Source organism: Olleya sp. R77988, from assembly GCF_044594215.1.
In the GTDB taxonomy this organism is placed as follows: Bacteria; Bacteroidota; Bacteroidia; order Flavobacteriales; family Flavobacteriaceae; genus Olleya.
This window is the reverse complement of record NZ_CP138988.1, coordinates 1,534,852-1,560,954: the sequence shown is the minus strand read 5'-3', so window position 1 is coordinate 1,560,954 and position 26,103 is coordinate 1,534,852. Positions and strand designations below refer to the sequence as shown.

Here is a 26,103-nt window from a genome sequence, read left to right as displayed (position 1 = left end):
AACGACTTAGTGTTTATGGATACACTAATTTTTGTTTACAATGCTAATTCTGGGATTAAAAACCTTGCACTTGATATTGCTCATAAATTATTTAGCCCTAAAACTTATGCTTGTAACTTATGTGCGTTGACTTTTAATACGTTTTCTGAAAACACGATTTGGAAAGATTTTAGAAATAGAACCACCTTAGATATTGCCTTTTTACATATTGATGAGTTTGAAACTAAATATCCAAATCAGACTTTTAATTATCCAGTTATTTTAAGTCGAAATAAAAATAGTCTTAATGTCTTTTTATCTAAAGATGAAATTAATGCATTATCATCGGTTGAAGAATTAATCCTTACTATTGAATCTAAATCTTGCAACATGCTGCGTTAGCGGTAGAAGTGGCATCCCTTTTTTGCTGCCATATATGGCAAAAAAAGATATAACCCTTCGACTACGCTCAGGATAAACTCCAACGCGACCTGTTCCTGAACTAAATTCTGGGTAAAGGTAGCGCCAAAAAACTACTCCTTAAACCAGCCTGAGTATTTGACGTAATTATTGGCAATACGATTTATTTCTCCATTGATTAACTCTTTACTAATGTCTTTGACTTTTTTTGCTGGTACGCCTGCGTAAATACTACCAGACTCTACTGTTGTATTTTGTGTTAAGACTGCTCCTGCTGCTACTATGCTGTTACTTTCTATCACGCAATTATCCATTACAATACTTCCCATTCCTATCAAAACATTATCGTAAATTGTACATCCATGGACAATAGCGTTATGACCAATAGACACGTTATTACCTATTATGGTTGGATATTTTTGATATGTACAATGTACGACTGCTCCATCTTGGACATTTACTTTGTCTCCTAATTTTATGTAGTTAACGTCTCCACGTAATACTGCATTAAACCAAATACTGCATTGCTTACCTATTTGGACATCTCCAACTATGGTTGCATTTTCTGCTATGTAACAGTCTTCTGTAATTTGTGGTGCTTTACCGTTTACTGGTTTTATTATTGGCATGTGTTGTTTATTTAAAGTAAGATAATAAGTCTGATTTTTTAGAGGCTGACACCATAATTTCTTTTCCGTTGCTTAGGACAACGCTTCCTCCTTTTCCTTTTATATATTTAACGACTTCGCCTACATTGATTAGGTAACTTTTGTGGACACGTGCAAATCCTGATGGTGTTAGCGCGTCTTCAAAATATTTTAGTGTCTTGCTTACTACTTTCTTTTTATTGTTGTTTAAATAGATCTCTGTGTAGTTGTCGTCTGCTTTGCAATACAAAATATCTTTTGTGTTTAATACTTCAAAACCATCTTGTTGTGGTATGGTTATTTTTCCTTCTACATTATTGGTTTTTGGTATTAATACTTGGTCCTGTAAGGCGTCTTCTTTTGTTTTAATTTCGGAAACATAATCTACTGCTTTAATAAGCTCGTCAATATCGATTGGTTTCATTAAATAATATGAAGCGTGTGCGTTAAGCGCATCCATTGCATAATTATTATATGCTGTCACAAAAATGGTTTCGAAATCACGATCACCAACTTTGTCTAGCAGATCAAATGCGTTACCATATGGCATCTCAACATCTAGAAACACTAAGTCCAAATCTAATGTACGGATTAGCTCTAATCCTTGATTTATATCTGCTGCTTCTCCTATAATATTGACTTTTGGACAGTATTTGGTTAAGTAGTTTTTTAGTATGGCTCTACTTTGCTCTTCGTCTTCTACTAGTATTGCGTTTAGTGTCATTGGTTATTCTTTTATTATATACTTACCTTTTTTCTTTTTTAACTTACCACATAAGTTAGATTTTAATATTAAAATTCTAACTGGAGGAGCATCAAAAGTTTCTGTTCCTGCATCTGCAAGACTTATAAAATCTACTAAGTAGTAATCTGGATTATTAAAGATAAATTTATTTATAGTGATCTTTGTTACAGGAGTACCATCTAAAACTATTAACTCAATTTTTCTGTTAAGATTTTTTCCATAACTAATTAATTCTTCATATGAATTAATACTAATAGGTGGTCTTAATACTGTTTCTTGACATTTTTTTTGATAAGTAGATTTACAGCCTAATAACAAAAAACAGAAACTGGAAATTAGTATTATAATTTTCATAATTAATCCTTCTTTATAGTTACTACTACCTTAGTTCCAACATCTCCTTCGGTTCCATTATCGTCTATAAACACATCGACTTTGTCTTTATACATTTCGTTTAAAATAGAGACGCGTTTTTTAATATTTCCTAATCCTTTTGAGTTGTGTTTTTGCTGATTTTCGGTCTTTAAATTTTTTGATTTTTTACGTCCAATTCCATTATCTGCAATGGTTATTTCTATAACTCCTATGCGTTTTTTTGCTATTGATATGGCTAATAATCCCATTTCATCTTTATAACGTAATCCATGCCAAACCGCATTTTCTATATATGGTTGTAATAACATTGGCGGAATTTTATATCCTTCGACATCTATTGTTTTATCAACATCTATTGTGTATTCAAACTTATCTTTAAACCTGAAATGTTCTAATTTTGTGTAAAGCTCTATTAGCTCTATTTCTTTTTGAAGCGGAATAAAATCTTCTTCAGAATTTTCTAAAACTGCACGCATCAATTTTGAGAAATCTGAAAGGTATTTGTTTGCTGTACGCTCGTCATTGGTTGCTATAAAACTGTTAACAGAGTTTAATGCGTTGAAGATAAAATGTGGGTTCATTTGACTTCTTAATGACTTTAATGCTAATAAATTGTTAGCTAGCTTTTGCTGTTTGATGTATTTATACATCAAATAAGCAGTTAAAAGCAAGAGTAGCAAACCACCAATTAACGAGTAAATTATTAGTTGCTGTCGCTTATTTTTCTCGTCGGACAACTCTACTTGACTTAAGGTTAACTTCCTATCTGTTTCTAGTGTTGTTATCCTGTTTTGTTTTTCGGCTATGCTTTTATTAAATCGTGCTGCTTGAGATATTTCTTGCTCTTTTTTAATATACAATTGGTCTACTGCTTCTGTATACGCATTAAACGCTGTTTTGGCTTTATTAAAATCTCCAGACTCAACAAAAACGTCTGTTAACTTTCTAGTTGCGTCTTTTTTAACTATTAAATCTTCGCGCTTATTGGCTTCTACAATACTTTTTTCTAGATAAGGTATCGCTTCCTTAAAATTCTTTTGTAAATAGTATGCGTTTCCAATTTTATAATTTTGCTTTTGTTTGGTGATATTGCTTTCGTTAGTAATTACCGAGTCTTTTTCAATTGCATCAATATCTTTTATAATTTGTTTTCTGGTCTGGATTTCTTCATCATAAGATTGATTAACATTCTGAAAATCTGCAAATTTTATTTTTTGTTCTACTTCTCTTGTTTTGTTTTCTTGAGCTGCTAATACTACAGAGTTTTCAATTAAAACACCTGCTTTTTCTTTATTTCCATCATTGTTGTAAGTAAATCCTAACTTAGAGTTTAGGTCTGTTATTTTAGGTTTAATATTATTTATTGTTGCTACTTCTAATCCTTTAGTGTATGCTGTTGTTGCTTTTTTGTTTTCGTTTATTTTAGCATGCACATCTCCTAAACCTTCATAACGTAAAACGTTTTGCCAATTCGATAAATCTTCTGGTTTATAGCTGTTATAAATGGCTAAACTTTCTTGATAATTTTTGTTATTAAAATAGGCTTTAGCCAACTTTAAATTAACGTCTTTAGAGTTTACGTTATTTAAACTTATTCTGTAATTGGTAACTGCCAAATCATACTGTTTCCAATATACATATACATCTGCAAGAACCTCAAAAGCTTCTGCGTTTTGTTTTACTGAAGTGCTTTTTGGAATACTTTCTGCAATAAATTGTATGCTTTTTTCAGCTGAAATTTTTTTATAAAACAATGCTGAATCTATAGTGCTTTCAAATGTGTTTTGTTTGGTTTTCTTTTTTTGTACAAATGCATCTTCTATAATAGATTGCACTTCAACTCTGATATCATCATCTGTCTTAACTGTATAATAAACAGTTTCAAAATCCTTATGACTAATCATAATCTCGTCACCAATTTTTACTTCAATCCTAAACTCACCATCAAAAGTAGTACTAGTATAAGAACCTCCATTTACTTGTATGTTTACATCTGTAATAGGGTCATAATTATCACTTTCAAGCACTTTTCCTTTAACTGTAAAAGATTCGTCTTCAGCCCTATTTAATTGTTGTTGGGCATGCGTTAATTGTTGTGCAGTTATACACAAAAAAAGAGCAATTATTAGATGTAGGTTTTTCATTTATATTTTTCTAAAACATAAACTTACGCACTTTAAATCATTAAATAAAATGCTGTTTTCTGATTTAGCTAAATAAAACAGGTCAAAAAGTAGGCTTTACTCATTTACAAACCAAGGTCACTCATTTATAGTATGTGTTCCCTCATTTTGAGTTTTACCTTAAAAAAGATGCCTCTAGGTTTACCAAAATAAAATATAAATAATTATGAAATACACAACAGTATCTTTTCTTTTCCTATTACTTGTTTTTACAAGTCAAGCACAACATAAAGGGAATTATAACCAAAGTCTTTCTAGACAAAATATAGCTACAGGAAACGCAACCGTTTATGGACAATCTCCAAAACATGTAACTCCAAATTTAAATCCTAGTAGTACAATTATAATAGATGTTAGAGCATTACAAAACGTAAAAGCAAGTAGTTACACTGCCATTTTTAATGTATCACAGATTGGTGAAACTGCGGAAATTACAAACCAATTAATGAATGATCGTATTAGTAATATTAAAAAGGAATTAGCACAACATGGAATTTTTGAAAAAGATATGGCTATAGATGTAATTTCATTTGTTCCAGTTTATGAAGTTGAAGTCACAAAAAAACTATTTAGTAAAACATATACTGAAGTCCCTAAAGGTTTTGAGTTACAACAGAATATTCATATTCAATTTACAAAAACGCAACAGTTTGAAAATATTTTGACAGCCTGTGCAAAAAATGAAATTTACAATCTAGTTAAAGTGGATTATTTTATCGAAAACATTGCTGAAGTCTATAAGAATCTACAAACAAAATTATTAGCTCTAATTGCAGATAAAAAAGCGTACTATAATGTTTTAGGTTTTAATTTAAAAGACTATAATGCTATTATGGGAGATCAAAAATACTGTTACTTCCCAAAAGATTTCTATCAAAACTATCAGGCTTTTAATAGTATTTCTTTTCAAGCATTAAAAAAAGACAAAGGAGTTACTGAAGTTAAAAAGCAAACCTCATATTATTACCAACCCTTATCATATGAAAAATATGATATTGTAGTTAATCCATCCATTTTAGAACCAGTTGTACAAATAGGTATGGAGATTAAGCTTCAATTTACACCTAAACCAAAAGAGCAAAAAACAGAACCTAAAGTAAAAACAGAGATTAAACATAAATACTATGTCATCTCGCCAGACGGAAGTATTGATGTAAAAGAATTAAATACAGACAACTAAATCATACTAATAAAAAAAGCCTCACAAAGTGAGGCTTTTTTATATTTTATTAAACTAGTACTAGTTAATTGCAGGGCAATTACAACTATATCTAGCTTTACCACAATTAAAGTTATATCCTAAAGTTAATTGGTGGAATCCACCATTATTAAATACTACAGAATTTGCTTGGTAACTATAGGTATAAGCAAAAACAAAGTTATTTACTTCTACTCCTAAAATTGGTGTTATATATTGTAGTTTTTGACTACTTACTCCAGAACCATCAACAAACTCTGCTCCATCTAAAGAACGTCTATAAGACAACCCTCCCCAAATGTTACCAAAATCTGTTGTCTTATAAGCTTTTAAATTAATATCAAAAGATGCTTCTTCTGTTGCATCTCTATACATAAACATAGCCGAAGGTTCAAAACTCCATTCGCTTCCGTAACTACCAAAAGTATTACCAACAGAGAAAACATAAGTTCTTAAGTTATCATAACTTAAACCTTGTTCGTTAAAGTTTATCCCATCATTTTTTAATAAGTTTTTTACAGTTGCATGAGCATAAAAATTATATAAAAAGTAAGAAAATCCTAAATCAACATTAAAGTTAGTCGCAGATTGCTCTATTCCAGCAATAATTGGATCAAATCCATCTGCTAAAAAACTAGTTTCGTCTAATTTATACTGTATTGCTCCTGCACTTAATCCAAATGATAATTGGTTTAAATCTGTTTCACTTCTTGAAAACATTAAGTGATGCGCGTATGTAAAATAAGCACCTGTTTGAGAGTGGTATCCATTTTTATCGCTATAAACGATAGCTCCAATACCAGAGTTGGAATCTCCAATTCTACCATTAATACTGGCAGTAATTAATTTTGGAGCATTATCTTCTCCAAACCATTGTTGTCTTCCAGTAATTCTAAGTTTAGCACAATTTGCTGCACCAGCCATAGATGGGTGAATTAGATAAAGGTTATCTGATAAATAATCAGAATAAATAGGTAATCCCTCTTGGGCATTAGAAAATTGAGCGCTGAATATGGCTACAATTGCTATTAAAAATATGTTCTTTAATCTCATAAATCTCTTATTTCGAGGTAGATTGGTCTAAAAATAGCTAAGCTATTAGGTTTATAACTCTTGTTTTACTTAAAAATTATAAGTAAATATCAAATATATAAATTTACTTGTTATAAATTCAATCCTAAAAGTTAAAGGTTTCAAGATAAAAATGTTTTATCAGAAAAACTAAAAAAAATCAAAAATTGAAGTTTTTATAAAGCTCAAATATAATAGATATCTATACTTTTCTTTAGTATTTTTGCAAAAAAATAGTCCAGATGAGTAATTTTAAAGTTTCAATACAAGAAACCTCAAACCCAACAATAATTAAATTTGAACTTAACCAGTTTATCACTAAACACCAAAGCTTTGAATTTAACAACATAGATGATGCTAAAAACGCTCCTTTAGCACAACAACTTTTCTACTTACCGTTTGTTAAAAAAGTATATATCTCAAGTAATTTTATAGCTATTGAACGTTTTAATATTGTTGAATGGGACGATGTTAAAGCAGAAGTCTCAGAACAAATAGAGTCTTATTTAAATGAAGGTGGAATAGTTGTAACTGATTTAGCAGAATCTAAAAAAGTTGCTGTTACTGTTTACACGGAGAGTACGCCAAACCCTTCAGTATTAAAATTTGTTGCTAACAAAAAATTGGTGACTGCTTCTTACGAGTTTACTTCAATCGAAACTGCAAAACCATCACCTATGGCTACTGCTTTATTTCATTTTCCATTTGTAAAAAGTGTCTTTTTTGATGAAAATTTTGTGTCAATCACTAAATATGACATTGCAGAATGGAATGATATTTCATTAGAATTAAGAGAGTTTATAAGAACTTATATTGAAGATGCAAAAGATATTGTTTTGCCAAATGCACCAGAAGTAGTTGAAAAATCTGAAGAAAAAATAGAAGCTCATTTTGAAACACTTGATGATACATCAAAACAAATAGTAAATATTTTAGAAGAATACGTCAAACCTGCTGTAGCAAGTGATGGTGGAAACATTCAGTTTGAATCTTATGATGAAGCCACAAAGACTGTAAAAGTAATTTTACAAGGTGCTTGTAGTGGTTGCCCATCATCTACTTTTACATTAAAGAACGGAATAGAGAACATGCTAAAAGAGATGCTTGCTGGTAAAGTAGATTCTGTAGTAGCAATAAATGGTTAATTTTAACTTCTAAAAGATACCGTTTGTCTATTTTAGTATTATAATAGAATATTTAAAGCATTAATAATTGCTTTAATATTCGTAATTTTAAAGAAGAAACAATAATTAAAAACCAATATTATGGCAGTATTAAAAGTAATTGAAGTATTATCTAACTCGGATAAAAGTTGGGAAGATGCAACTAAAAAAGCAGTAAAACACGCGTCTAAAAGCGTTAAAAATATCAGATCTGTATACGTACAAGATCAAAGTGCTAGTGTAACTGATGGTGAGGTTACAGATTTTAGAGTAAACTTAAAGATTACTTTTGAGGTGAAGTAAACCTCATTAATCTTTATTTTATTAATACAAAAAGCCTGAACATTTTAGTGTTCAGGCTTTTTTAGGTTTAATTGTTTTTGTTTTTATTATCGCTTTAAGGTAAAGTGTGCCTTAAATTGTTTTTGTTGTGTTAAATCGTTTGGTTCTTTATAGTCTACTGTAAACCAATAGTCACTAGTTGGCATTGGGTTACCGTTAAAGGTTCCGTCCCATCCTAATCCGGTTGGACTTAATTGTTTTAATAACTTTCCGTAACGATCAAAGATGTAAATCTTGGCGTCTGGTTGGTTTTGGATTCCGTAGATATTCCATGTGTCATTAAAGCCATCGTCGTTTGGTGTAAAGAAGTGTGGGTAGTCCATTACACTTACTGGCAGGCTACTTTCTCCACATCCATTAATGTCTCTTGCTGTTACTATATGATCGCCTCCTGCTACATCTGTAAATGTATAAGTATAGCTTCCGTCTGTATTTAATACTCCTGCTTCCCAAACACCATCATTTAACTGAAACTCGTAGGCTGAAATCCCATTTCCTGTTGCTGTTACCATAATGTTGTGTACGTCTGCAAATGCTTCTGTAGTGACTTCATATTCTATTACTGGTGGCTCACTTTCTTCTACTAAAGTGGTTGCTGAGTTTTGACACATTGTGACTCCACTTGTGGTTACATCTGTTACGATTACTGTATAATTTCCGCCTTGTGTTGGTGTTAAACTACTTCCGGTTTCTCCCGTAAGGGTTGCGCCTTCTAATAACCACTCAAAGGTATAGTCTGTTGTGTTTAGTCCTGTGTCTATTACTGGTGTATTGATTACCTCTGTTCCATTAGTATTGATACATAGTAAGTAGCTGTCTTCTATTTCAAACTCTGGTAATGGATTAACTTGTAAAGTAACTTCTGCGGTTTCATAACAGATTGAACTGTCTATTCCGTTATCTACTACTCCATCGTTATCTAAGTCTACTAGATCTCCTAAACCATCGCCATCTAAGTCTATAAAGTCTATGATTCCGTCTGGCTCGTTATCAAATCCATCTGAAACCATATCGTTGTTTACGTCTAGTAAATCAAAAACTCCGTCTCCATCTGTATCTATTGTATCTATTGCTCCATCTCCATTGACATCTAGACCTGTTGTCCCTAATGCGACTAAATCTAAGCTAATTGGTCCTACTGATTGTATATCATTATCTACACGTACATAAATAACTTGTGGGTTTACAGTGTTTTCATACAAGAATGGTAATGGATTGGTTGCTGCGTCTGCATCTGTTTGTGTTGCATAGTAGCTTACAATATAGTTTGCTGCATCTTGTCCATCTAATACGTCTGGATTTTGGGTTAGTAAATCAAACTGTGCACTATCATTTGTTGTGTCTCCATCAGTTTCCATATTGTCATCACAAATCTCATACACGATTGGTGCCATATCTGGATTGGCTTGTGCGGCTTCTTGGACTTCTATATTAAACGTTGTGGTAGTATCACATCCAGTTACTGTATTGGTAATGTTTACAAATATAGTTTGTGGGTTACTTGTGTTTGTATATGGACTGCTTAAGGCATTCATTGATGTGTCTGCTTCGCCTTGTGTTTCATGGTAGGTTACAGTGAAAATGGTTGGGTCTTGTCCGTTTAAAATCTCGTCTGTTTTACTGTCTAAATCAAATCCGTATTGTCCATCGTTAAATAACTCGCAATAGATATAATCTTCTATTGGGCTAACTACTGGTAATGGGTTGACTATAACGTCAAAACTTACAATGGTGTAACATCCTGTTCCTGCGGTTCCCATTGCATCTGTTCCGTTAGTCACACGTACATAAATAGTTTGTGGAGTAATGGCTGCACCTGGATTGGCTGGATCTTCATTACTATGCATCGTTGGATCTACGATTTGGTTAGTTCCCATTAGGGCTTCATCTAAATCTGTATAATAACTTGCACTTACTCCTGTTTCTCCATTAATGGTTGCGACTTCATTGGTGGTTAGGTCAAAGATTTCTATTAAATCGTTTGGTCCAACTACATTAACATCATCACACAACTCTAAATTATCTGGTGTTGGTGTTGGTGTTGGGTTTGGTAACACACGTATGGTTAGGGTTGTAAAACTGAAACATCCTGTGTCTGCATCTGTGACTCTTACATATACTGTTTGTGGATTGGCTGGATTGGTTCCTACCATCATGTTAGTATACATCGTTGGGTCTGCTATGGCGTTTGCATCTGCATCTGCATCTGCTTGAGTTTCGTAATAAGTGACTATCCAACTGACGTTACCTGCTGTGATTTCGTCATTTTTAACCGTTAAATCAAACGTAGCCATGTCATCATTGTTTTCGTAATAATTTGCATCTAACTCATCGCAAATTGCTAATGGTGTTGGTTGTACAATTACTGGTGGTGCTTCTACACGGATAATAAACTCTCCTGTTGTTACACATCCATTGGCTATGCCTTCTAATCTGATATAAATAGTTTGTGGATTAGTGGCATTGGTGTAATTGCCTGTATTGACTATTGGGCTGGTTCCATTTTCTGCATTTAATAATGTTGTATGATAGGTTAATACAAAATCTGCTGGGTTTTGTGTCCCTAAGATTTGTGGTGTCATAACGGTATCAAAATCAAATTGATTAAAGCCATCATTGTTATCATCACAGACAATATAATCGTCCAATACAACTGGTACGACTGGTGAGTCTTGTACTTCTAGTGGTAATATAACTACTGTGATACAACCTGTAAGATCGTTTTCTGCTCTTACATAAATCATTTGGTTATAGGCTACAATATTGGTGTATGGACTTACTAATGGGTTTAAATCATTAGCAGCATCTGCTGATGTTTCGTGGTAACTGATGCTTACATCTGGCTCACTATTTAGTATTGTTGCTGTTTGACTGTCTAAATCAAAAGTGGTAAACCCATCATTATCATCATCACATTCTACTAATGGTGTAGGATTAACTACTGGTGATGGGATTGGGTTAACTCTTAAGTCTAAGGTTATAGTACTAACACATCCTGTAACATTGTCTTCTGCTCTTATATATACTGTTTGTGGGTTAACAACATTAGTGTAGGGACTAGAAATTTGATCTGCTGGATCTGCAGTATCCGCTCCTAATTGTGTTAGGTAATGGGTTAATGTGATACCTGTTTGTCCTGCTAAAATTTCTGCATTAGCATCTTCTAAGTTGAAAGCTTCCACCTCGTCTCCTGGGTTGTTATAATCACATAAAGCTAATGGTGTTGGTTGTACTAATACTGGTAATGGATTTACGATTAAATCCATGGTTGTTATTGTTGAACATCCATTGGCATTGTCATCTACACGCACCCAAATAGTTTGCATATTTGGTGTGGTATTAATATAAGCATTTGGTGTTGCTATTGCATTTTGTGGCACTGCTGCATTGGCTGCTGTGGTATAAAATGTAATAGTGTAATCTGCTGCTGCTAAATCATTTGTCGCATCTGCATCTAATTGGTTTAAAATCTCTGCATTGTTTAATTCTAAATCAAAAACTGCTATACCATCTGCATCATTATCGCAAAATTCTAATGGACTTGGATCTGTAATTTGTGGTGTTGGATTGACTTGTAATATTAAGTCTACAAACGTGGCACATGCTGTTGCGATAGTTGCACTTTCTACACGTACATAAATAGTTTGCATATCCTCTACAATATTATTATAGGGACTCGTTAATGGGTTAACATTATTGTCTGCATCTGCTGATGTTTCATGATATGTTACTGTTAATCCTGGTGCGCCTCCTGTGATTTCTGCTTCTGAATCTGTTAAAGTGAAAACACCAAATCCATCGCTATCTGGATCACAAAACTCTAAAGGGGTTGGTGCAAATGCTACTGGTGCCTGCTGAACATCTAATTGTAATGTCGTTGTAGTATAACAACTGGTATTGGTGTCTTCTACTCGTACAAATATAATTTGTGGATTACTAACATTTGTATAAGGTATCGATAATGGATTGGTTGCCGAATCTGCAAATGCTTGAGTTAAATAATAGGTCACCGCATAGGCTGGATTACCGCCACTTATCTCATTGTTTTTTATGCTTAAATCTATTGACGTAAATCCATCTGGTGTGCCATCATCACAAACTTCTAATGCAGTTGGGGGAACTGCTGTTGGTAGTGGGTTTATTATTAAATCAAACTGAGTTGAACCATAACAAGTAGGGTTAGCATTATCATTTACTCTAACATAAATTGTTTGTTGGAAAGCAATAGTATTTTGATAAGCACCTGAAGTTAAAATAGGATTATTGTCTATTGCCACATCTGCTAAATTTTCATAAAACGATACTGTATAACTTGCAGGATTTTGACCTCCTAAAATTACAGCTTCTTGACTAGTTAAATCAAAAACTTCTAATCCATCATTTGCTGCATCATCACAAACAACCATATCCATTGGTTGAGTAGCTGTTGCATTAGGATTAACAATAAGTGTAAATCCACCATGTGGTAATTGACTAGCAGAATAGCAAGATGGATCTATAGTACTTTCAATTCTAACAAAAATAAATTCTCCATTACTTCCATTATAAGGACTTGTTAAGGCATTACTGTCCGTATCAGCTTCTGCAAAAGTATTATGATAAGTTACAATATAATCTGCTGGCAACTGTGTACCAAGAATTGCAAGAGTTTGAGACTCTAAATCAAACAATTCAAAACCATCATTTGTTAAATCATCACAGATTTCCATATTTGGAGCTTGATTTATAACAGATGTAATTACATCTATAGTAAATGAACTTGTATCCCAACATAATTGAGAGGCAGCATCTTCTATTCTTACATAAACTACTTCTGGATAAGTTCCAGAGCCTATATAGTTGACTGGGTCCAGAATTGGATTAATATCTGTTTGTGCATCAACCAACCTATTATGATAACTTACGTTTACATCTGCTGCATTTTGAGTTCCAATAACCTCAACATCATTAACTGAGAGGTCAAATATTTCAGCTCCTGTTGGATTAAAACACGTTAGGACATCAATAGTATTTTCAACCGTTGGAGAAGATATAAACTCTATAATAACAGAATCTGATGCTTGACAAGTTGTAGAAAAAACAACATCAACACTATAAGTTCCGTTTTGATCAGCATCCAAAGTAGATCCAGTTTCTCCTGGAATAACTACACCATCTATATACCAAGTATGTGTAGCAGTTGGAAGGTTTGTGTCTAAAGGAATTATTCCTCCACTACAAATTGCATTTCCTTGAGCTATTGTAACATCATCTCCTAATTCTCCTCCTAAATTAAATGTTCCTGCACCTAAGAAAACACCAGCATTTAAAATTGAATCAATTGCATCAGCAATAACTAATTTTATTCTATAATTATTATTTGGGATAACATTTGAAAAAGCAGTCATTGACCTTGTTCTTCCCAAGAAATTTGTAGGACTATTTGCTGCAGGCAAACCTCCAGCTCCATAATATTCATCAAAAAAACCAGCATTTACAGATGGGCAACCTCCATTATAAGCAGCATCTCTAACATTTAAAACTGACACAACATCTGTAGTACCAGGAACAATTGCTAAATTTGTTGTTACTCCAGTAGTTAAGTCTGTTAGAAGAAATGCGAATGCATCTGTATATGTACATTGAAAAGTACCATACTCTTCTGATGCAAATAAGAAATCAAAACTAATACTACTAGCAATAGGTACAAAATCAAATTCTATATATGTTGCATCATTAGAGTTATTTAAACCTGGTATTGCATTCTCTAAATCTACATCACCAGCCCAACCACCTGTGTTTTGAGAAAAAGTTTCTGGTCCTTCAGCATCATTAGCATCACCAGAGACTAATATAATTCCAGACTCAAATGGAAAAGCGCCAGGTATTGCACTAAAATATCCTATTCCGTTTTCTTGTCCAAAATTTGTTCCAGTACTCCAATTAATATTAGAAACTGCTGCACAAGGACTATCAATTAAAACATCTTCAACTAATTCTGGAACTGTATATGTTGTTTGATCTACATCAATATATGGGCTTAAAACCTCAACTTGTATTGTAGTAGTTTCAGAACACCCTGTTGGATTAGTATCTGTAACAGTAAGAGTAACAGTAAATAAGCCTGTATTATTAAAAACATGATTAACTGTTTGACCTGCACCAGTTGTTGCGTCACCAAAATTCCAATTATATACCGCTCCTGTTCCATCAACTTCAAAAGTTGCACTTCCATTGAATGTAACGTCTCCTCCTAAAGGTATTTGGATTACACCAGCATTAGCTACAGGAACTGTCGAATCTATTGAAGGCGTTATTACTTGACATGATTGTAAGCAAGAAATATCTGCAGCCCAACCTAATGTGTTTGCTGTTCCGTCTGAAACAAATTCAATTGTAATACAACCAGTTGGACTAGTTGTAGACGCAGACACTGTTCCTGGATTATTAGCTGCACCACCACCAGAGTAAGTTCCAATTATTGCTCCAGTTGTATCATCACCATCATAGACAGTCAGAACGTCTGATCCTAATTGTGTACTAAACAAAGTAAAATCTAATTGAATAAATTGATCTGGTCCATCTGGACAAATAGTTACCACAAAACTTTCTCCATCTGCATAATTACCTGCCACTCCACCAGAATCATAAAAAACTCCTGAACATTGATTAAATGTTCCATTTTGCATGTTTATATCTTGAGAATACGCAGTATAAAACGCGCTTAGAAGAGTTATAATTAGTAGAAATTTTTTCATTTCTTAAAAAGGGTTGTTTATTAATGGATTAATTTACAATTATACTAATTTATCACCTAATAAATTTGATGATTTAACTATTAAACCCGTTAAAACAATAAAATTTAAAAAGTATTATACTTTCATCAAAAAAAATGAAAAGCACACTAAATATATAACATGATAAGTTTATTTTTTCCTACCTAAATAAAAAAATACAATTTATATATTTGCTCAAACAATAAAAACAAAAACATGTATTTACAAAAATGGATCGATAAAGGTATAGACCTTATCGCAGATTTTGGACCTAAAGTCATAGCTGCAATTGCAATATGGATTATAGGTTCATGGATTATTAAAAGATTAATAAAAGGGGTTTCTTCTGTAATGGATAAACAAAGTTATGACGAAAGCTTAAAAAAGTTTTTACTTAATCTAATTACTTGGGTTTTAAAAATTGTATTAATACTAGTTGTTTTAGGTACTGTTGGAATAGAAACAACCTCTTTTGCTGCAATATTAGCTGCAGCTGGTTTAGCTGTTGGCCTAGCATTACAAGGGTCTCTTGGTAATTTTGCTGGAGGGGTACTTCTAATGATTTTTAAGCCAATAAAAATTGGTGATTTAATCGAAGCCCAAGGTGAATTAGGTGTTGTAAAAGAAATTGAAATTTTTACAACTAAAATTGTAACTCCAACAAATAAAGAAGTTATTATTCCAAATGGTGCTCTATCAAATGGAAATATTGTGAATTATTCTACAGAAGGACAATTAAGGGTTGATTTAACTATTGGTGTTGGTTATGATTCTGATATTAAAAAGACTAAAGAAGTCTTAATGTCAGTTTTAAATGCTAATCCAAAAGTCTTAAAAGATCCTGCGCCTAGTGTTAATGTTGCTGAATTAGCTGATAGCAGTATTAACTTAGCTGTTAGACCATGGTCTACAGTTGCTGATTATTGGGATGTTTATTTTGGAATTACTGAAGAAGTAAAAGAGGCTTTAGATGCTGCTGGAATAGAAATACCTTATCCACACTCTGTTGAAATACAGAAAAAAGAATAAAAATGATTATATTGGTACAATAATTGAGCTAAAAATATTCAAAAACTATATATTATGAAAAAATCAATCATTTTAATTACATTATTCTCTTGTTTTTTTTGCTTAGAGTCATTTTCTCAAACAATTGTATATTATGCAGACAGAACTTTTACTCGTGAAAATGGTTTAAACAGAGCAAATGATGATGGAGAAGACACAAACATTGAAGGGTCAAAATATATAAATTCAGAATATCAACAAGCAAATTTATCAACTCATCCTAATCTATTATTTAATGTTAGGTATAATGCATTTAATGATGATATTGAAATACAAGGAAAGGAAAATACATCTTACGCTTTAAATAAATACAGCGGAACTATTATTGTTTCGATGTTAAGTGGTGAAAACTATATTAACACTAAATACACTGATAGTAAAGGGAATCTATCAACCGGATTTTTCCGATTTTTAAGTAGCAGTAACGATATCTTTTTACTTAAAAAACAAACAGTTATTGTTAAAGAAAAAGTAGAAGCTAAAACTACTTATCATAAAAGTAAGCCTGCAAGATACCAAAGAAGTAATGATGAATATTACATTAAAATAAATGATGGAACTGCTAGCAAATTACCAAAGAAGAACAAAGATTTTGCGAATTTATTTCCAAAGGAGAAAGAAAGTATATTAAAATATATTAAAACCGAAAAAATCAAACTAAAGAAAGAAGAAGATTTGATTAAAATTTTTAAATATATCGAAACACTTAAACAAGAAAAGAAAGAGAAAAAATAATCATTGTTTTTTTATCTTTACTCCAACAAAATCTTTTAAATAATAAGGTTCAAAATAAGCGACATCTTCAGTGTCGCTTTTTTTATGCTTATTAAAAGCCAAAACACTCATTTGATTTGAAGAAGGTAATTTACCCTCTATAAAGACAGCGTTTTTATGCTGAATTAAAGTTTTAGTTTTTTCTACTCCATCTCCAATAAAATAAACCAAACCTTTATCTAACTGCTTTTTAAAAGCGTTTTCGTCTAAAATTTGAGCTTCAATATTTCTAACTTCATTATAGTCTGTATCATAAATTGCAGAATACACTTCTAATCGTCTAGCGTCTAACATTGGTACAATTACACCAGATTTTGCTTGTACTTGTAATGCTAATGCTTTTAAAGTTGATACTGATATTAATGGTTTATCTAATGCAAAACACAACCCTTTAGCTGTAGATACACCAATACGCAACCCTGTGTAAGAACCAGGTCCTTTACTTACTGCAATTGCTTCTAATTGGTTACTTGTAATCTTTGCTTCTTTTAAAATTTCATCTATATATACATGTAATTTTTCGGCATGACTATAACCATTTCCGTAATCTTCTTTTAAAACCAAAGTCCCTCCTTTATATGAAAGAGAGACTGAACAATTGGTTGTTGCGGTTTCTATATTTAATATATATGACACTGTTATTCTGTTATTGGTTTTCCTAAATAGAAATCTAAAACTTTAGTTTTAAATATAAAATCATATTTAGCATTTATTAAAGATGATTCTGCATTGACTAACCTTAACCTAGTTTGTTCCAGATCAAAAGCATTCATTGCTCCAATATTGTAACGTTCTTGAGAGTTTTGAAAAGCAATTTGTTGTGCCTCTAAACTAACTTTTGCTGCTTCATAAGATCTAAAAGCACCTTTTGCATCGGTAAACGCACGTTGTACGTTAGCTTCTAAATCTAACTTAGCTTGCTCTAAATTTAAAAGCGCATTTTCTTCTTGAATTTTTGCTTTAGCAACATTGGTTTTATTTTGAAACTGAGAAAATATTGGTACACTAACACTTAAGTTAAAGTTGTGTCCTTTTTGATCATTTAATTGATTAAAAAAAGAATCTTCTGTGTTATATAAATTTGTAAAAAAAGCATTAGACCCAAACCCATAACCTAAACTTACAAAAGGTAAAAACCCGCTTTTTGAAATTTCTGTACTTAACGCTGCACTTTCTATGTTTTTGTTTGCTACTTTAATTTCGTTTCTGTTCTCCAAAGCATAATCTACGATTGGTTTAGCGCTTTCATACATTAATTCTGCAGATGGATCATCTACTTCAATAATAGCAACTTCAAAACCTTCTAAAGGTATCTGCAAAAATTGAGACATTGTTAATAAAGACAGGTCATAGTTATTTTGTGCTACAGTTACGCCTTGTAAATCTCTACTTAATGTTGCTTTTGCATCATAAACATTTGCTGCTGGCTGAACACCTGCATCTACTAAATCTTCAACTTGTTTTAATTGTTTTTTTGTAAACTCGTATTGATCTTTGGCAATAGCCAAATTCTCTACATTAAACAATATGTTTAAGTAAGCGTTTACAACATTTAAAGAAATATTATCCCTAATCCTGTCTAACTCTAATGTATTTGCTTCAAGATTTAATTGAGACTGTTTATAAAGATTAGTTAATCTAAAGCCATTAAAAACAGTTTGGTTAGCTGAAAGTCCAAAACTAGTATTATTTGATGTCCTATCAACCACTACTTGGGTTGATCCAATATCAAAACGCTCTGTACCAATACCTATACCATGACTTGCGCTACCACTAACTGTTGGCAAAAATCGTCCTTTAGAAGCTTTTACGTCTTGCTCATTAGATAATAATACATTTTGACCTTGTAATACAGAAATATTATTTTCTAAAGCATGATTGACACACTCTTGAAGGGTCCATTTTTTGTTTTGTGCTGTTGCAGAAACACCTACAACTAACATTACAATAATTAATATCTGTTTCATATTAGTCTTCGTTTTCATCATTATCATCTTCTGATGCTTTATTCCAAACTTTAATCTTGTCTCCTTCTTCAACACCTTCTTTAATTTCTATATTGATACCATCAGATAAACCTGTTTCTACATCTACTTTTTTAAATTCTCCTTCTTCTTTTTGAATCTCTACAAATGGTTTTTCAGTTATTCTATTAAATTGAAGTAATGATTCTTTAATTGATAAAATACTGTCTTTGCTTTCCAATTCTATTTCTGCATTAGCACTATAACCTGCTCTAATTTTTGTTGAAGGCTCTACATCTACATCTGCTTTAATAGTAAACTGCACTGCTCCGTTTTCTTCTAATCCTTTTGGTGCTACAAAAGTTAATTTTGCTGGAAAATCTTGTTCATTTAATGCTCCTAAAACAACAATAATCTCTTTACCTTCTTCTAATTTACCTACTTCAGCTTCGTCAACCTTACCTTCAAAAATCATTTTGCTCATATCTGCAACTGTTGCAATAGTTGTTCCTGCATTAAAGTTATTACTTTGGATGACTTGATCTCCTTCTCTAATAGGGATTTCTAAAATTGTACCAGGAATTTGAGCTGTAATATTAGTACTTGCTCCACTTCCACCAGATAATGATCCTCTTTTAATAATTTGATAATCATTTTGTGCTTGCTTATAACTTTCTACTGCTTGGCTTAAAGACAATTCACTATTTTCAAAATCTTGTTTTGATACTATTCCTTTTTCAAACAATGCTCTGTTTCTGTCATAAAGTGTTTGCGCATTATTCCTTGATAGTTTTGCAGTATTAATTCTGCTACTTGCGCTTGCTAAATTTTGTTCATTAGGTACAACTCTAATCTTAGCAATTAAATCTCCTTTTTTAACCACATCTCCTTCTTCGACAAAAATCTTATCTACTATTCCAGAAATTTGAGGTTTTAATTCGATCTCTTCTTCAGGGTTTAATTTTCCTGTCGCTACAATTTTAGTTTTTATTGATGTATAAAATGGCTCAGCAACTTTATAATCCACTACAGATTTTGAGTTTGAATCACTAAAATACTTGATTACTACTGCCAACAACACTAGCAATACTAATGCAATAATAATTTTGATTGTTTTTTTCATTTGATCATTTTTATTGTTTCTAATTTGTCAAATGGTGCTTCTATTTTAAATTTAAACAAAAACATCATTCAAGATTATAGAAGGTTCATTTTTTTTGATTGTTAGTTTTTACTCTTCTCTTAATGCTTCTATTGGTTTTATACTTGTTGCTTTAAAAGCAGGTATAAGTCCTATTAATGTCCCTAAAAATACTAGTATCACTAATGCTATAAACACAACACTTATAGATACAGATGCGTTAACAAAAACTGCCTCATCACCTTGACCTAAAAGCGCATTTATAGCTATAAGTATCCATCCACCACTTATTATACCTATTAATCCAGCTAATATTGTAATAAACACTGCTTCGACAATAATTTGTCTTTTTATTTCAAATGGTGTTGCACCAATTGCGCGTCTTACACCAATCTCTTTAGTACGCTCTTTTACTGTTATTAGCAAAATATTACCAATTGCAAAAACACCAGCAATTAGTGTTGCAATACCTACAAACCATGTTAAAAACTGCATACCTTTTAAAAACCCTGTTATCTTTGCAAACTCCTTTCCTAAATTAAAAGCACCTATTGCTCTTTTATCCTCAGGGTGAATATTGTTTAAGTTTTTTAATAATAATTTAGAATCTATTTCAATTTGTTTGATATCATATTCTGGTTTTCCAGTAATCATCATAAAAGGGATTTTATCTCCTTGATTATAGATTTGCTGAAAGGTTGAAAATGGTATATGTATATCACTAGATGGTCCAACGTTTCTTCCACTTTCAAACATCCCAATGACTTTAAAATTAAGGCTGTTAATTTGAATATACTGACCTATAACTTCTTCTTCTTTTTCAAATAATTGTTTATAAATATCTTCTGATATTATAACTACTTTTTTGTTTTCGTTAATGTCATTCTGGTTGATAAATCGTCCATGAATTAGTTTCTTTTTTTGAACTTTATCTAATATTGGGTAATCACCAAAAACAGTAAAGGTTCCAGATAGAAATTTTCTTACAACTAATGCTTGATTACGATTTCTTGGTACTACAAACTCTATTCCTTCTACATTGTCTCTTACTTTTTCTGTATCAGAAATAGAGAGATTTACAAATTTACCTTCTTGAAATCCTTTAAAAGGTTTACTGGTTACTTGTCCCCAAACAAAAACACTATTGGTTGCAAAGTTTCCGAATAAACGATTAAAAGAATTTTCAATCCCTTTTGCAGATCCTAAAAGCGCAATAAGTAGTAAAATTCCCCACCAAACACCAACCATAGTCAATACAGAACGTAGTTTATTTTTACTTAAACTATCGTAAACTTCTTGCCATGTATCTCTTTCAAATAAGAATTTCATCTTTTTTTAGGCTGCTAATTTTAGTATTAATAATTATTTTAATTTAATCATCCCTAAGTGCTACAATAGGTTTAATTTTTGATGCTTTTTTTGCAGGTAAATATCCTGCTATTGTACCTGCTATAATTAGTGTAATAGTTGCTCCAATAATTAAAGTTGGGCTTACATTGGGATCTTTAATAAAATATTTTTCTAAGTAAGGTCCAACGTATTTTAAAACTGCCATTCCGGAAAGTAGTCCGATAAAACCTGCTATAACTGTAATTAAAACAGACTCTATTAATATTAAAGACACAATCGATTTTGGTTTAGCACCTAATGCTTTTCTTATTCCAATTTCTTTTGTACGCTCTTTTACAATAAAAATCATAATGTTACTTATGCCTACAATTCCTGCTATTAAAGTACCAAAGCCAATGACAATAATTATGGCTCCTAACCCAAAACTCATTTGATTAACAATTTTTGTGCCTTCAGCCATATTTTCTATCCTAACAGCACGTTGATCTAAATCTGCAACAGAAAAACGTTCCTTTAATTTCTTTTTAATGGAATTACCAAAACCTAAAGCTTGGTCATAACTTAAATTAGGGTTATATGTTAAGTACATAGAATCTATAAAGTCGTTATTTCCGTAAATAGATTGAGCTGTAGTTAGTGGCATATAAATCATACGCTCTTCCTCATCTCCTCCTTCATCTGTAAAAACACCAACTACTTTAAATTGGATTCCGTCTAAATTAACATACTTACCTATTGCAGTGGTTTTTAAAAACAAATCCTCTTCAACCAATCGTCCGATAATGACTATTTTAGTCTTATTATCTAAATCAAATTGATTGATATATCGACCTATTTTAACCTTATTCTGCTCTATAAACTGATTATCAGAATGTATTGCTCTGACTGTATAGTTATTTTTTTCATTTCTAAAAGAAGCGTTAACACCTCTTCTTATGCGTGAGGTTATGAACTGTACTTTATCTCCATATTCTTCCTTAATAAAGTCATATTCTTTGTTTGTTAGTTGGATTCTTCTACCAGCTTGTAATCCTTTATGAGCTTTTGTAGTTGTCCCAGTTTCTATAAAAATAGCATTATTTGCATCGTCTTTAAATCCTTCTTCAAAAGTATTCCCTAATCCATTAGCAATCCCAAAAAGAAGTGCAAATAGTAATATAGCGAAAGCCACAGTAAAACCTGATAGAACGCTTCTGGTTCTATTCATGTTTATACTCTGAAAAATTTCTCGCCAAAGATCTCTATCAAACATGTGCAGATGCTCTTACTTGATTAACAAACACATCTTCCATAATTACGCCATCTTTAAGTCTAACAATACGTTTACACATATTAGCTATATCCTCTTCATGTGTAACCATAAGTATAGTTTTACCTTCATCGTTTAAAGATTGGATAAAATCCATAATTTCATAAGATGTAGTTGTGTCTAATGCTCCTGTTGGCTCATCTGCCAATAATAATTTTGGGTTTGCTGCTAAGGCACGTGCTATTGCTACACGTTGTTTTTGACCACCAGATAACTCATTTGGTAAGTGTTTTGCCCAATCTGCCAAACCAACTTTTCCTAAATGAAACAATGCCTTTTCTAATCGTTCTTTTCGTTTTAAACCTTGGTAGTACAAAGGAAGTGCAACGTTTTCTAAAGCATTTTTATAATTAATTAAATTGAAAGACTGAAAAATAAATCCTAAAAATTTATTACGATATATGGCAGCTTTCTTTTCAGTAAGATTTACAATTGGTACACCATCTAGGATATAACTACCTTCATCAGCTTCGTCCAACATCCCAATAATATTAAGTAATGTAGATTTTCCGGAACCTGAAGATCCCATAATTGCTACCATTTCTCCTTCTTCGACACTTAAATCAATTCCTTTCAAAACATGAAGGCTAGAATCACCAATTGGGTAAGACTTATGAAGTTTACTTATTTTGAGCATAACGATTGGTTTTTTTGATTGATGATTAACTCAATACACATTAGACTACAAAGGACACTAATTGTTACAATTTTTATTGAAAAATTTTGTTAAAAATTGATTTTCAAGTATTTCTACTCTTTTTTTGTTCTAAAATATTTCCAATAAATAAAAAAGCCAAAACCAAAAACTAAAATATAAGGTATTGACATTAGATACACTATCCCATCATTTATTCCTTTAGCTGTAGCTTGCCCATCTTCGTTTTCCAAAACTGCTCTACACATTGCGCATTGTGCAGTGCTCTCTACAAAAAAGAGAAATGAAAATATAATAAAAAAGATTTTTGTTTTCATAATTAAAAGATTCTTCGCTTCACTCTGAATGACAATTATAAATAATAAGGCGAAATCATAAAATACACCACAACACCTGTTATTGCAACATACAACCATAATGGAAATGTAATTTTAGCTATTTTTTTATGACGTTCTATATTATTAGTTATTGCTCTTACATACGTTATTAAAACAAACGGAATAACTGCAACAGACAGCACAATATGTGTTATTAAAATAAAATAATACACATATTTAATAACTCCTTCTCCTCCAAATTTAGTAGAATCGCTTGTCATATGATAAGCAATATACATTAGCAAAAAAGATACTGACAATGCTATTGCTAGCTTCATTAAATTTTCATGCTGTTTTCTTTTTCCTTTTTTAATATACCATACAGCAATTAATAACACTATAGCTGTTAATCCATTTACTGTTGCATAAATTGGAGGTAGAAACGTTAATGGTTTTACATCAAAACCTAGTTTTTTAAGATTTACCCCAAACAATGCTGCAACTGCAACAGGAATAATAATGGATAATGCAATAATCCATTTATTATATTTTTTTTCGTTTTGTATGTTTTCTGTATTCATGTTTTAAAAACTATTGTATTATTGAAACACTTCGATACTTCGACTGCGCTCAGCACAGGCTAACTCAGTGTGACATTAGGATTTAATTTATTTATTCGTTTAAAAGTTTTGCAATATCTTCTTTAAGTAAAGTTATTTCTTGCTCATTACCATCTTCATCAACTTTTTCTTTTTCGCTTATAACACCTTTGTAAAATATTTTTGGGTTACCAAATCCATCTTTTCTAGAGCGTAAAAAACCTTTTTTATCTACTAGTGCAAAATCTCCAGAGTGTTCAAAATTATCTGTATCTACAAAAATATTAAATCCAACATTTGACAATTTATAAATATCTTCCTTTGCTCCAGTCATTAAGTGCCAATTAGGATTTGTTACTCCATAATTTTCTGCATATACTTTTAACACTTCTGGTGTATCATTATCTGGCATGATGCTAAATGAAGCGATTCCAAAATCAGGATTATCACTAAACTGATTTTGTATTTCTGTTAAATTTGAACTCATTCTTGGACAAATAGTTGGACAGGTTGTAAAAAAGAAATCCACTACATAAACTTGTCCTAAATAATCTTTATTAGTAATAGTTTTTCCGTTTTGGTCTGTAAAGCTAAATTCTGGAACCTTTTTTGGTTCGCCATTAATAACCAAATAGTCTAAATCTGATTTGCTTTTTTCTGAATTTTTAGCATTTACAACAATACCTTTACTTCTACTTTCGTCTGTACGATTAATGTCTTTATTGTTTATTCTATCTATTATTTTTGGTATAAAAATGATACCAAATAATAATATAATAAAAGAAACACCTACGTATGAATAATTTGCTTTTTTGCTCATCTTTATTGTGTTAATTACTCTCCTTTTAAATCGTTTGCACGTCTTGTAGTCGAGTTAAATTCTCCTTTACGTTTTTGTCTATATTCTGTAAACAAGACACGCAAATCGTCTGCTCCCATTTTGTTTTTTAATTCTGAAACTTCTGAACAATTATATGCAGTTAACGGAAATGCTTGTGCTTTAGCTTCTATCTGTTTATTTGACCTATCGTCTAATCGTCCACGTTGGTTAAGATCTTTATCTATTATAAATACATGATTAGTTGCCAAATTAAAATCTAAAACCTGACTTGTTCTTAAACTATTAAACATCTTTTTTGTGTCAGAATCGTTGACTTTTACAAATTTCCAATATTTAAGTTCTCCATATTTAGTCAATTCTTTTTTTAATCTTTCTGAAGCTTCTTCTGCTTGTTTAGACACTAACATTACAACTTGAAATTTTTTAAACCCTTGAAATTTATCGTAGATTAACTCTTTTAAATTTGAAGTTTCAACAACTTTAGACTCTGGATCTTTACCTAAAAAACCTAAAACAGTGATATGGTCTTCTAATTGTATGTCTGAAGTATTAGAGATTAAATTCTGTACATCAAGCACACTTGATTTAACAACTTCTAATGGATTATAATTATTTGTAGAAGGATACAAAAACAATAAAAAGATAACTGGAAGAAAAAACAAGACACTTAAAATAATTCCTTTTTTTAATTTCTTTTTTTCCATAATCTTGTCCCTTTTTTAGTTTTACAAAAATAAAAAAGGTGGCTTTAATAAACCACCTTTTAACTATATTTTATATTGATTTCTAATTAGAAATCTCTTTTTATAAATCCATCTTTATATACATCAAAAACATATCCACCTTCTTGTAATAAAATAAAGATTAAGTAGCAAATTAAAAACACTCCTGTCCAAACTACCATACGTCTTAAAGCAGGTGTTTCGTCACGCATGTGCATGAAGTCCCAAGTAATGTAATAAGCCTTAACTATTGTTAGAATAATAAATACCCAGTTTAAACCTTTCATTCCTAAAACTGGTGTCATTAATGAAGCTGGTTTGTAGATACCTAAAACTACTTCTATTAATGTAATGATTGTTAATAGTATTAAAACTCCCCAAATTTTTTGAGTATTAGATTTAAACTTTAATAATCCTCTAAATATTTCTAATTTATGTGCGTCTGCCATGATCTGTTTTTTAATAAGATTTCCTTCTTTGAGGAA

At 31.5% G+C, this 26,103-nt stretch carries 23 protein-coding genes; 6 read left to right on the top strand and 17 right to left on the bottom strand.

Annotation, left to right across the window (positions count from 1 at the left end; translation table 11 throughout):
- Nucleotides 1-15: 15 nt before the first annotated feature.
- A complete protein-coding gene (locus tag SJY17_RS06915; protein WP_397364770.1) occupies nucleotides 16-381 on the top strand; it encodes a GTPase in 366 nt (121 codons plus the stop codon).
- 131 nt (nucleotides 382-512) lie between these two features.
- Here the strand turns inward: SJY17_RS06915 and SJY17_RS06910 are convergent, their stop codons facing one another.
- Genes SJY17_RS06910 through SJY17_RS06895 form a run of 4 tightly spaced genes read right to left on the bottom strand, consistent with a single transcriptional unit; the run spans nucleotide 513 to nucleotide 4,310 of the window.
- The gene (locus SJY17_RS06910) at nucleotides 513-1,028 is read right to left on the bottom strand and encodes a gamma carbonic anhydrase family protein (RefSeq protein ID WP_397364769.1); all 516 of its coding nucleotides are present in this window, start codon (nucleotides 1,026-1,028) and stop codon (nucleotides 513-515) included.
- Between the two features lie 7 nt (nucleotides 1,029-1,035).
- Nucleotides 1,036-1,770: a LytR/AlgR family response regulator transcription factor gene (locus SJY17_RS06905; RefSeq protein ID WP_397364768.1), complete on the bottom strand. Its 735-nt coding sequence runs from the start codon at nucleotides 1,768-1,770 to the stop codon at nucleotides 1,036-1,038.
- Nucleotides 1,771-1,773: 3 nt separating this feature from the next.
- A complete protein-coding gene (locus SJY17_RS06900) occupies nucleotides 1,774-2,145 on the bottom strand; it encodes a hypothetical protein (protein WP_397364767.1) in 372 nt (123 codons plus the stop codon).
- 2 nt (nucleotides 2,146-2,147) lie between these two features.
- Nucleotides 2,148-4,310, bottom strand: coding sequence for a histidine kinase (locus tag SJY17_RS06895; protein WP_397364766.1), 2,163 nt, complete (start codon nucleotides 4,308-4,310; stop codon nucleotides 2,148-2,150).
- A 205-nt stretch (nucleotides 4,311-4,515) separates the two neighbouring features.
- On the opposite strand from SJY17_RS06895, the gene SJY17_RS06890 reads away from it, so the two are divergent.
- Nucleotides 4,516-5,529 (top strand): SIMPL domain-containing protein, encoded by a 1,014-nt coding sequence (locus tag SJY17_RS06890; protein ID WP_397364765.1) that lies wholly within the window; start codon nucleotides 4,516-4,518, stop codon nucleotides 5,527-5,529.
- Nucleotides 5,530-5,589: 60 nt separating this feature from the next.
- Here SJY17_RS06890 and SJY17_RS06885 read toward each other — a convergent pair whose 3' ends face one another.
- Nucleotides 5,590-6,600 carry a type IX secretion system membrane protein PorP/SprF gene (locus SJY17_RS06885; protein ID WP_397364764.1) on the bottom strand — a complete coding sequence of 337 codons (1,011 nt, stop codon included), beginning with the start codon at nucleotides 6,598-6,600 and terminating at the stop codon, nucleotides 5,590-5,592.
- A 260-nt stretch (nucleotides 6,601-6,860) separates the two neighbouring features.
- Between SJY17_RS06885 and SJY17_RS06880 the strand changes: the two genes are divergently transcribed.
- Nucleotides 6,861-7,763 (top strand): NifU family protein, encoded by a 903-nt coding sequence (locus tag SJY17_RS06880; protein WP_397364763.1) that lies wholly within the window; start codon nucleotides 6,861-6,863, stop codon nucleotides 7,761-7,763.
- Between the two features lie 120 nt (nucleotides 7,764-7,883).
- Nucleotides 7,884-8,084 carry a dodecin family protein gene (locus SJY17_RS06875; RefSeq protein ID WP_397362103.1) on the top strand — a complete coding sequence of 67 codons (201 nt, stop codon included), beginning with the start codon at nucleotides 7,884-7,886 and terminating at the stop codon, nucleotides 8,082-8,084.
- An 86-nt stretch (nucleotides 8,085-8,170) separates the two neighbouring features.
- Here the strand turns inward: SJY17_RS06875 and SJY17_RS06870 are convergent, their stop codons facing one another.
- On the bottom strand, nucleotides 8,171-14,860 hold the full coding sequence (locus SJY17_RS06870) for a choice-of-anchor L domain-containing protein (protein WP_397364762.1): 6,690 nt from the start codon (nucleotides 14,858-14,860) through the stop codon (nucleotides 8,171-8,173).
- A 234-nt stretch (nucleotides 14,861-15,094) separates the two neighbouring features.
- On the opposite strand from SJY17_RS06870, the gene SJY17_RS06865 reads away from it, so the two are divergent.
- Both SJY17_RS06865 and SJY17_RS06860 read left to right on the top strand, forming a co-directional pair.
- Entirely contained in the window at nucleotides 15,095-15,907 is an 813-nt protein-coding gene (locus tag SJY17_RS06865) for a mechanosensitive ion channel family protein (protein ID WP_397364761.1), read from the top strand.
- Between the two features lie 54 nt (nucleotides 15,908-15,961).
- Nucleotides 15,962-16,681 carry a hypothetical protein gene (locus tag SJY17_RS06860; protein WP_397364760.1) on the top strand — a complete coding sequence of 240 codons (720 nt, stop codon included), beginning with the start codon at nucleotides 15,962-15,964 and terminating at the stop codon, nucleotides 16,679-16,681.
- Here SJY17_RS06860 and tsaB read toward each other — a convergent pair whose 3' ends face one another.
- The 11 genes from tsaB to SJY17_RS06805 all read right to left on the bottom strand — a co-directional run bounded on the left by tsaB (nucleotide 16,682) and on the right by SJY17_RS06805 (nucleotide 26,067).
- A complete protein-coding gene (tsaB, locus tag SJY17_RS06855; protein WP_397364759.1) occupies nucleotides 16,682-17,356 on the bottom strand; it encodes a tRNA (adenosine(37)-N6)-threonylcarbamoyltransferase complex dimerization subunit type 1 TsaB in 675 nt (224 codons plus the stop codon).
- A 2-nt stretch (nucleotides 17,357-17,358) separates the two neighbouring features.
- Nucleotides 17,359-18,687 carry a TolC family protein gene (locus tag SJY17_RS06850; RefSeq protein WP_397364758.1) on the bottom strand — a complete coding sequence of 443 codons (1,329 nt, stop codon included), beginning with the start codon at nucleotides 18,685-18,687 and terminating at the stop codon, nucleotides 17,359-17,361.
- A gap of 1 nt (nucleotide 18,688) precedes the next feature.
- Nucleotides 18,689-19,807 (bottom strand): efflux RND transporter periplasmic adaptor subunit, encoded by a 1,119-nt coding sequence (locus SJY17_RS06845; protein WP_397364757.1) that lies wholly within the window; start codon nucleotides 19,805-19,807, stop codon nucleotides 18,689-18,691.
- A 108-nt stretch (nucleotides 19,808-19,915) separates the two neighbouring features.
- Nucleotides 19,916-21,154, bottom strand: coding sequence for an ABC transporter permease (locus SJY17_RS06840; RefSeq protein WP_397364756.1), 1,239 nt, complete (start codon nucleotides 21,152-21,154; stop codon nucleotides 19,916-19,918).
- 43 nt (nucleotides 21,155-21,197) lie between these two features.
- Nucleotides 21,198-22,427: an ABC transporter permease gene (locus SJY17_RS06835; RefSeq protein WP_397364755.1), complete on the bottom strand. Its 1,230-nt coding sequence runs from the start codon at nucleotides 22,425-22,427 to the stop codon at nucleotides 21,198-21,200.
- Complete coding sequence (locus tag SJY17_RS06830) at nucleotides 22,420-23,121, bottom strand: ABC transporter ATP-binding protein (protein WP_397364754.1); 702 nt, start codon at nucleotides 23,119-23,121, stop codon at nucleotides 22,420-22,422. Before SJY17_RS06830 ends, SJY17_RS06835 begins: the two co-directional genes overlap by 8 nt.
- 113 nt (nucleotides 23,122-23,234) lie before the next feature.
- Nucleotides 23,235-23,456 carry a hypothetical protein gene (locus SJY17_RS06825; protein ID WP_397364753.1) on the bottom strand — a complete coding sequence of 74 codons (222 nt, stop codon included), beginning with the start codon at nucleotides 23,454-23,456 and terminating at the stop codon, nucleotides 23,235-23,237.
- A 35-nt stretch (nucleotides 23,457-23,491) separates the two neighbouring features.
- Nucleotides 23,492-24,037, bottom strand: a complete 546-nt coding sequence (locus SJY17_RS06820; RefSeq protein ID WP_397364752.1) for a DUF420 domain-containing protein — start codon at nucleotides 24,035-24,037, stop codon at nucleotides 23,492-23,494.
- A 91-nt stretch (nucleotides 24,038-24,128) separates the two neighbouring features.
- Nucleotides 24,129-24,875 carry an SCO family protein gene (locus tag SJY17_RS06815; protein WP_397364751.1) on the bottom strand — a complete coding sequence of 249 codons (747 nt, stop codon included), beginning with the start codon at nucleotides 24,873-24,875 and terminating at the stop codon, nucleotides 24,129-24,131.
- A gap of 14 nt (nucleotides 24,876-24,889) precedes the next feature.
- Nucleotides 24,890-25,600: a hypothetical protein gene (locus SJY17_RS06810; protein WP_397364750.1), complete on the bottom strand. Its 711-nt coding sequence runs from the start codon at nucleotides 25,598-25,600 to the stop codon at nucleotides 24,890-24,892.
- An 86-nt stretch (nucleotides 25,601-25,686) separates the two neighbouring features.
- The gene (locus SJY17_RS06805; protein WP_397364749.1) at nucleotides 25,687-26,067 is read right to left on the bottom strand and encodes a cytochrome C oxidase subunit IV family protein; all 381 of its coding nucleotides are present in this window, start codon (nucleotides 26,065-26,067) and stop codon (nucleotides 25,687-25,689) included.
- Nucleotides 26,068-26,103: the final 36 nt, after the last annotated feature.